This window comes from Shigella sp. SIG6, from assembly GCF_053555815.1.
Genome location: NZ_JBQZXC010000139.1, coordinates 1 through 8,743 on the forward strand (window position 1 = coordinate 1; position 8,743 = coordinate 8,743).

10 protein-coding genes are annotated in these 8,743 nt (G+C 47.8%); 8 read left to right on the forward strand and 2 right to left on the reverse strand.

From position 1 onward, the window contains the following. On the forward strand, positions 1-444 hold a 444-nt coding region (locus ACUU1M_RS17040; RefSeq protein ID WP_449144700.1), incomplete at its 5' end, for an aldo/keto reductase. 50 nt (positions 445-494) lie between these two features. Here the strand turns inward: ACUU1M_RS17040 and ACUU1M_RS17045 are convergent. Both ACUU1M_RS17045 and gapA read right to left on the reverse strand, forming a co-directional pair. Beyond that, on the reverse strand, positions 495-1,379 hold the full coding sequence (locus tag ACUU1M_RS17045) for a D-hexose-6-phosphate mutarotase (protein ID WP_005074856.1): 885 nt from the start codon (positions 1,377-1,379) through the stop codon (positions 495-497). Between the two features lie 83 nt (positions 1,380-1,462). Beyond that, complete coding sequence (gapA, locus tag ACUU1M_RS17050) at positions 1,463-2,458, reverse strand: glyceraldehyde-3-phosphate dehydrogenase (protein WP_000153502.1); 996 nt, start codon at positions 2,456-2,458, stop codon at positions 1,463-1,465. Between the two features lie 341 nt (positions 2,459-2,799). Between gapA and msrB the strand changes: the two genes are divergently transcribed. The 7 genes from msrB to ACUU1M_RS17085 form a co-directional block, all read left to right on the forward strand. Next, positions 2,800-3,213: a peptide-methionine (R)-S-oxide reductase MsrB gene (gene msrB, locus ACUU1M_RS17055; RefSeq protein WP_001284625.1), complete on the forward strand. Its 414-nt coding sequence runs from the start codon at positions 2,800-2,802 to the stop codon at positions 3,211-3,213. Between the two features lie 41 nt (positions 3,214-3,254). Further along, positions 3,255-3,527, forward strand: coding sequence for a YeaC family protein (locus ACUU1M_RS17060; RefSeq protein WP_001046790.1), 273 nt, complete (start codon positions 3,255-3,257; stop codon positions 3,525-3,527). 369 nt (positions 3,528-3,896) lie between these two features. Continuing rightward, complete coding sequence (locus ACUU1M_RS17065) at positions 3,897-4,973, forward strand: zinc-binding dehydrogenase (protein ID WP_000645222.1); 1,077 nt, start codon at positions 3,897-3,899, stop codon at positions 4,971-4,973. A 26-nt stretch (positions 4,974-4,999) separates the two neighbouring features. Then, entirely contained in the window at positions 5,000-6,379 is a 1,380-nt protein-coding gene (locus ACUU1M_RS17070) for an MFS transporter (protein ID WP_000435298.1), read from the forward strand. Between the two features lie 16 nt (positions 6,380-6,395). Then, complete coding sequence (locus tag ACUU1M_RS17075; protein WP_000798088.1) at positions 6,396-7,439, forward strand: NAD(P)-dependent alcohol dehydrogenase; 1,044 nt, start codon at positions 6,396-6,398, stop codon at positions 7,437-7,439. A 20-nt stretch (positions 7,440-7,459) separates the two neighbouring features. Continuing rightward, complete coding sequence (locus tag ACUU1M_RS17080; protein WP_000878899.1) at positions 7,460-8,296, forward strand: ketose-bisphosphate aldolase; 837 nt, start codon at positions 7,460-7,462, stop codon at positions 8,294-8,296. A gap of 4 nt (positions 8,297-8,300) precedes the next feature. Then, a partial coding sequence (locus ACUU1M_RS17085; protein ID WP_449144701.1) for a carbohydrate kinase family protein occupies positions 8,301-8,743 on the forward strand: 443 nt, incomplete at its 3' end.

An 8,743-nucleotide genomic window follows, 5' to 3' on the forward strand; every position in this document is an offset into this window, starting at 1 on the left:
CTCGATCTCTACTTATTACACTGGTCTGGCAGTTTCGCTTTTGAAGAGACTGTTGCTGCGATGGAAAAATTGATCGCCCAGGGAAAAATCCGTCGCTGGGGCGTTTCTAACCTTGGTTATGCCGATATGCAGGAACTCTGGCAGCTGCCGGGGGGAAATCAGTGTGCCACTAATCAGGTGCTTTACCATCTCGGTTCACGAGGGATGGAGTACGATCTACTCCCCTGGTGCCAGCAACAGCAGATGCCGGTGATGGCTTACAGTCCATTAGCCCAGACCGGGCGGTTGCGCAATGGACTGTTAAAGAACGCGGTAGTCAACGAAATTGCACATGTCCAACAAAATGCAGCTGCGCTTGAGGTCGAACTTTCGTCAGCGGAATTAGCTATGCTGGATAAGGCATATCCGGCACCAAAAGGAAAAACTGCGCTGGATATGGTGTGATGTTGATACGTGCCGGATGCATCGCACCCGGCACACAACATTAACGCAAATTAACGTTTGGCAACGCGAATGGATTGCGCCAGATGTGCAGGTTTCTCTTTGGTGACTTTTTGCGTTTCTGAAGCGTAAGCCGTTTCTACACAAACAAAGGTCTTGTAGCCATCGTCCGGCATGTCGCCCATGCTAACTGAAAGCGCCGGTCCCGGGTTCCAGCCGACAACGTTCAGATGATGCTGGTGGCCTACGGCGATAATACGATTCAGCGCTTCATCATTAATCACGCTGCAATCTTGCGGATTCAGATACACGCGATCGGTACTGTCAGGGAAGGTCTGAATACCGTCGGTCAGTACATCTTCTTTCGCGTCATTCACTTTATCAATGAAGCGATCGCCCAGCCCACTGACGCTTACCTTAGCGATATCTCCCACGTTAAAGTAGGTATGCAGGGCAGAGGTGGTTTCAAATTCGCCATGTGATTCAAGATCGATTTCACAGGTTTTACCCACGCGGAAATGCGCTAACAGCGTAAAGTCGTGCGGCCAGAATTTTTTCGTCTCTTCGCTTTGTGTCAATTCAAAAGTCAGCGCTACGCCATCAGCATCTTCATGATGTGATTTCAGCGTCCACGGCAGGTTGCGGGCAAAACCGTGCGCAGGCAGACCTTGTTGTGCCGCCGGACCAAACCACGGCCAGCAAACCGGTACGCCACCGCGAATAGCGACGCCATTTTTGAACGGTGTGTTGTTGCTCAACCACAGAACTTCTTCTTCACCCGCAGGTTTCCACGAGAGAAGGTGTGCGCCCTGTAATGCAAAAGAGGCTTTTACCTGGGGATGATCGACCACAATGAGGTCCAGTTCATCCAGTTTACGACGGGAGAGGACAGGGGAGATTTGTTCGATGACCGGAAGGGCAAAAATTTTCTTAATCATGACGCAGTCCTTTAACTTCATTTTATCAGGTAAAAAAAAGAGCGACCGAAGTCACTCTTTTTAGATCACAGTGTCATCTCAACTTATTTGGAGATGTGAGCGATCAGGTCCAGAACTTTGTTGGAGTAACCGGTTTCGTTGTCGTACCAGGATACCAGTTTCACGAAGTTGTCGTTCAGAGCGATACCAGCTTTAGCATCGAACACGGAAGTGCAAACTTCGCCGTTGAAATCGGTAGATACTACGTCATCTTCGGTGTAGCCCAGAACGCCTTTCATTTCGCCTTCAGCAGCAGCTTTAACGGCAGCTTTGATCTGCTCGTAAGTTGCAGCTTTTTCCAGACGAACGGTCAGGTCAACTACGGATACGTTCGGGGTCGGAACGCGGAACGCCATACCAGTCAGTTTGCCATTCAGTTCTGGCAGTACTTTACCTACAGCTTTAGCAGCACCGGTAGAGGACGGGATGATGTTCTGGGAAGCGCCGCGGCCGCCGCGCCAGTCTTTGTGAGACGGGCCATCAACGGTTTTCTGAGTAGCGGTAGTAGCGTGAACGGTGGTCATCAGACCTTCGATGATGCCGAAGTTATCGTTGATAACTTTAGCCAGCGGAGCCAGGCAGTTGGTGGTGCAGGAAGCGTTGGAAACGATGTCCTGGCCAGCATATTTGTCGAAGTTAGCGCCTTTAACGAACATCGGAGTGTTGTCTTTAGACGGACCAGTCATAACCACTTTCTTCGCACCAGCGGTGATGTGTTTACGAGCAGTTTCGTCAGTCAGGAACAGACCAGTTGCTTCAGCGACAACGTCAACACCCACTTCGTCCCATTTCAGGTTAGCCGGATCACGTTCAGCGGTAACACGGATTTTTTTACCGTTAACGATCAGATGACCGTCTTTCACTTCAACGGTACCGTCGAAACGGCCGTGAGTGGAGTCATATTTCAGCATGTATGCCATGTAATCAGCGTCTAACAGGTCGTTGATTGCAACGATCTCGATGTCAGAACGTTTCTGAGCAGCACGGAAAACAATGCGACCGATACGGCCAAAACCGTTGATACCTACTTTGATAGTCATATATTCCACCAGCTATTTGTTAGTGAATAAAAGGTTGCCTGTAAAATTACAAAAACCTTACGCAGCGTCAAGCGGAATCGTGTCAATCATTGCGACAAATCAATCCTGTGCCTAAGCATTACGCGACTGACTCGCCTCACTCTTCCTTTGGGCTTGAGACCACATGGGGTCGGCGCCCCGAATTTTAAAGGGCAATTACGATAAAAATGTGATTTTCATCACGATTTAGGTGCGGCCATTTCGTCGAGATCAAGTTTAGGACAAAATTTTGCCAGTTGGTGTTAATGTTTTGTTAGAATCAGTCACGTAATGTGAGCACGATTAAAGTGAGATGTGAGTAAATGGCTAATAAACCTTCGGCAGAAGAACTGAAAAAAAATTTGTCCGAGATGCAGTTTTACGTGACGCAGAATCATGGGACAGAACCGCCATTTACGGGTCGTTTACTGTATAACAAGCGTGACGGCGTATATCACTGTTTGATCTGCGATGCCCCGCTGTTTCATTCCGAAACCAAGTATGATTCCGGCTGTGGCTGGCCCAGTTTCTACGAACCGGTGAGTGAAGAATCCATTCGTTATATCAAAGACTTGTCACATGGAATGCAGCGCATAGAAATTCGTTGCGGTAACTGTGATGCCCATCTGGGGCATGTCTTTCCCGACGGGCCGCAACCAACAGGCGAACGTTATTGTGTTAACTCTGCTTCTTTACGCTTCACTGATGGCGAAAACGGCGAAGAAATCAACGGTTGAAAAAACGATTCAGCAACTTATTCCACAGGAGCGGAAAAATTATGAATCTTGATGACATTATCAACAGCATGACGCCTGAGGTATACCAGCGTTTGTCGACCGCCGTTGAACTGGGGAAATGGCCTGATGGCGTTGCGTTGACCGAGGAACAAAAAGAGAATTGCCTGCAACTGGTGATGCTGTGGCAAGCCCGCCATAATACCGAAGCACAGCATATGACAATTGACACAAATGGTCAGATGGTCATGAAGAGCAAACAGCAGTTAAAAGAAGATTTTGGTATCTCAGCAAAGCCTATTGCCATGTTTAAGTAAGTGGTTCATCCCCTTTTTGCCGCGGCTATGAAGGGGATAGCCAACAATGACCCCACGACTCGTCTCAATTATCTCGACCCGACCTGGCTAAGTCCCAGTCCGATCTCTTGCAGTCGCGTTCACGCCTGAATGACTTCTCCTGAACTTAAGTCTCAGACCTATTTGGCCGGTAATCCCTCTCGAATTTGCTCTTTTTGCGTCCCGCCTTCCACCAACTTGTAACAGACCCAGCCATTTTCTGCGTAATTGTGATCTAAGTTGTAAAATGCAGGTCATTATCTGTGTTGTGCAGATTTAATGTTGACCTCAAAAATCATGTGGGTAAGTATGATGGCCATCTAAGCAAAACAAAACACAGAGGATGACGCAATGAAAGCACTGGCTCGGTTTGGCAAGGCCTTTGGCGGCTACAAGATGATTCATGTCCCACAACCCATTTGTGGCCCGGAAGACGTAGTGATTGAAATTAAAGCCGCGGCAATCTGCGGCGCAGACATGAAGCACTACAATGTCGATAGCGGTTCTGATGAGTTTAACTCTATCCGCGGCCATGAGTTCGCAGGTTGTATTGCGCAGGTTGGTGAAAAAGTCAAAGACTGGAAAGTGGGGCAACGCGTCGTGTCGGATAACAGCGGTCACGTTTGCGGCGTTTGTCCGGCCTGTGAACAGGGTGATTTTCTGTGTTGTACAGAAAAAGTAAACCTTGGTCTGGATAACAATACCTGGGGCGGTGGTTTTTCCAAATATTGTCTGGTTCTTGGTGAAATTCTCAAAATTCATCGTCATGCGTTGTGGGAAATCCCTGATGGTGTTGATTATGAGGACGCAGCCGTACTTGACCCTATCTGTAATGCCTATAAATCCATCGCGCAGCAATCGAAATTCCTTCTTGGTCAGGATGTTGTCGTCATTGGCACTGGCCCACTCGGGCTGTTTTCCGTACAAATGGCGCGGATTATGGGGGCGGTAAATATCGTCGTCGTTGGTCTGCAAGAAGATGTGGCGGTCCGCTTCCCGGTTGCAAAAGAACTGGGGGCGACGGCAGTAGTAAATGGTTCTACCGAAGATGTGGTGGCGCGCTGCCAGCAAATTTGTGGCAAAGATAATCTGGGACTGGTGATTGAATGCTCCGGTGCCAATATCGCACTGAAACAAGCCATCGAAATGCTCCGCCCGAATGGGGAAGTGGTACGCGTTGGAATGGGCTTCAAACCTCTTGATTTCTCGATTAATAACATTACCGCCTGGAATAAAAGCATCATTGGGCATATGGCCTATGACTCCACCTCATGGCGTAACGCTATCCGGCTATTAGCCAGCGGCGCTATCAAAGTCAAACCGATGATCACGCATCGTATCGGCCTGTCGCAATGGCGCGAAGGGTTTGATGCGATGGTCGATAAAACCGCAATCAAAGTGATCATGACTTACGACTTTGATGAATAACTACTCTCCTGAAGGAACGTTATCGCATGGAACAGATAACAAAACCGCATTGTGGTGCACGGCTGGATCGCTTACCGGATTGCCGCTGGCATTCGTCAATGTTTGCCATCGTCGCGTTTGGCTTGCTTGTCTGCTGGAGTAATGCCGTTGGTGGCTTGATCCTCGCGCAGCTGAAAGCGTTGGGCTGGACAGATAATTCCACCACAGCCACATTCTCAGCAATCACGACCGCCGGAATGTTTCTCGGTGCGCTGGTGGGCGGCATCATTGGCGACAAAACCGGTCGCAGAAATGCGTTCATCCTCTATGAGGCCATTCATATTGCCTCGATGGTTGTCGGTGCTTTCTCACCGAATATGGATTTTCTTATTGCCTGCCGTTTTGTGATGGGCGTTGGGCTGGGAGCTTTACTGGTTACACTGTTTGCTGGTTTCACCGAATATATGCCCGGTAGAAATCGCGGAACGTGGTCCAGTCGGGTTTCCTTTATTGGCAACTGGTCATATCCGCTCTGCTCACTGATTGCGATGGGACTCACGCCGCTGATTAGTGCAGAGTGGAACTGGCGGGTACAACTGCTTATTCCTGCAATATTGTCGCTTATCGCTACGGCGCTGGCCTGGCGCTACTTTCCTGAATCCCCGCGCTGGCTGGAATCGCGCGGACGGTATCAGGAAGCCGAGAAAGTCATGCGGAGTATAGAAGAAGGCGTCATACGCCAGACGGGTAAACCTTTGCCGCCTGTGGTTATTGCAGATGACGGTAAAGCGCCACAAGCGGTGCCGTATTCAGCCTTACTGACAGGAGTATTACTGAAACGCGTGATATTAGGCTCTTGTGTGCTGATTACCATGAACGTTGTGCAGTACACACTAATTAACTGGTTGCCAACAATATTCATGACCCAGGGGATTAATTTAAAAGACTCGATTGTTTTAAATACCATGAGTATGTTTGGCGCGCCATTTGGTATTTTTATTGCCATGCTGGTGATGGATAAAATTCCGCGTAAAACAATGGGTGTGGGGCTATTAATCCTGATTGCGGTGCTCGGATATATCTATTCACTGCAAACCAGTATGTTGCTCATAACGCTGATTGGTTTCTTCCTGATTACTTTCGTCTATATGTACGTTTGCTATGCCTCGGCAGTGTATGTCCCTGAAATCTGGCCGACAGAGGCCAAACTCCGTGGCTCCGGTCTGGCGAATGCGGTAGGGCGAATCAGTGGTATTGCCGCACCTTATGCCGTTGCAGTGCTGCTCAGTAGTTATGGTGTAACGGGAGTCTTTATTCTTCTGGGGGCTGTTTCAATTATTGTCGCAATTGCTATCGCCACCATTGGAATTGAAACCAAAGGTGTCTCCGTTGAAAGTTTAAGTATTGATGCAGTAGCCAATAAATAATACGGGTGGATTCAAAATGAAAAATTCAAAAGCAATATTGCAGGTGCCGGGCACAATGGAAATTATTTCAGCAGAAATACCAGATCCTAAAGAAGATGAAGTTTTGATTAAAGTAGAATATGTCGGTATTTGTGGTTCAGATGTACATGGTTTTGAATCAGGCCCGTTTATTCCGCCTAAAGACCCAAATCAAGAAATTGGCCTGGGTCATGAATGCGCCGGGACGGTTGTGGCTGTGGGAAGCCGCGTGCGCAAATTTAAACCGGGGGATCGGGTAAATATCGAATCTGGCGTTCCTTGCGGTCACTGTCGTTACTGTCTGGAAGGCAAATATAACATCTGCCCGGACGTTGATTTTATGGCGACACAACCCAACTACCGCGGCGCATTAACGCACTATCTGTGTCATCCGGAGAGCTTTACTTACAAACTGCCCGACAATATGGACACGATGGAAGGGGCGCTGGTGGAGCCTGCCGCAGTCGGGATGCATGCCGCGATGCTGGCAGATGTTAAACCGGGTAAGAAGATAATTATTCTGGGAGCAGGTTGTATTGGTTTGATGACGTTGCAAGCGTGCAAATGCCTGGGCGCAACGGAAATTGCCGTCGTTGATGTACTGGAAAAACGTCTGGCAATGGCGGAACAGCTTGGTGCGACAGTGGTTATTAATGGCGCAAAAGAGGACACTATTGCACGCTGTCAGCAATTTACCGAAGACATGGGCGCAGATATTGTTTTCGAAACAGCGGGTTCTGCGGTCACCGTTAAACAGGCACCTTATCTGGTAATGCGCGGCGGTAAAATTATGATTGTTGGTACTGTACCCGGCGATTCGGCAATCAATTTCCTCAAAATCAATCGCGAAGTCACTATCCAGACGGTATTCCGCTATGCCAATCGTTATCCGGTCACGATTGAAGCTATTTCTTCAGGGCGATTCGATGTGAAATCGATGGTGACGCATATTTACGATTATCGGGATGTACAACAGGCATTTGAAGAGTCAGTTAACAACAAACGCGACCTTATTAAAGGCGTTATTAAAATTAGCGATTAATTAATACGGGAGAACAGAACATGCTCGCAGATATCAGATATTGGGAAAACGATGCCACAAATAAACATTATGCAATTGCCCATTTTAACGTATGGAATGCAGAAATGTTGATGGGCGTTAAAGACGCAGCCGAAGAAGCGAAATCCCCGGTTATTATTTCTTTTGGTACAGGTTTTGTCGGTAACACCTCATTTGAAGATTTCTCTCACATGATGGTATCAATGGCACAAAAAGCAACGGTGCCGGTAATAACTCATTGGGATCATGGTCGGAGTATGGAGAGTATTCATAACGCCTGGACTCATGGTATGAATTCATTAATGCGTGATGCTTCTGCATTTGATTTCGAAGAAAATATTCGTTTAACCAAAGAGGCTGTTGATTTCTTTCATCCGCTGGGTATTCCGGTAGAGGCGGAATTAGGGCATGTCGGTAATGAAACCGTTTATGAGGAAGCGCTGGCGGGCTATCACTATACCGATCCTGACCAGGCGGCTGAATTTGTTGAACGTACGGGCTGTGACTCATTGGCTGTCGCCATCGGCAACCAGCATGGGGTTTATACGTCAGAGCCGCAATTGAACTTTGAGGTCGTCAAACGCGTACGCGATGCTGTTTCTGTTCCGCTGGTTTTGCATGGCGCATCGGGGATCAGTGATGCCGACATTAAAACTGCAATTTCGTTGGGTATTGCGAAAATCAACATTCATACGGAGCTCTGTCAGGCCGCAATGGTAGCAGTGAAAGAAAACCAGGATCAGCCTTTCCTGCATTTAGAACGTGAAGTACGTAAAGCTGTAAAAGAACGGGCATTGGAAAAAATTGAACTGTTCGGTTCTGATGGCAAAGCGGAATAATGATATGGATAATCTCGACGTTATTTGTATAGGTGCCGCTATTGTTGATATTCCATTACAACCGGTCAGTAAAAATATCTTTGATGTAGATTCTTATCCTCTTGAAAGAATCGCAATGAGCACCGGGGGCGATGCAATAAATGAAGCAACAATTATTTCTCGTCTGGGGCATCGTACCGCATTAATGAGCCGCATTGGTAAAGATGCCTCAGGGCAATTTATTCTCGACCATTGTCGCAAAGAGAATATTGATATTCAAAGCCTGAAACAGGATGTCAGCATAGATACATCTATTAACGTTGGACTGGTGACGGAGGATGGCGAGCGGACGTTTGTCACGAACCGTAACGGCAGTTTGTGGAAATTAAATATTGACGATGTTGATTTTGCGCGGTTTCCTCAGGCGAAATTATTATCACTGGCCAGTATTTTCAACAGTCCTCTATT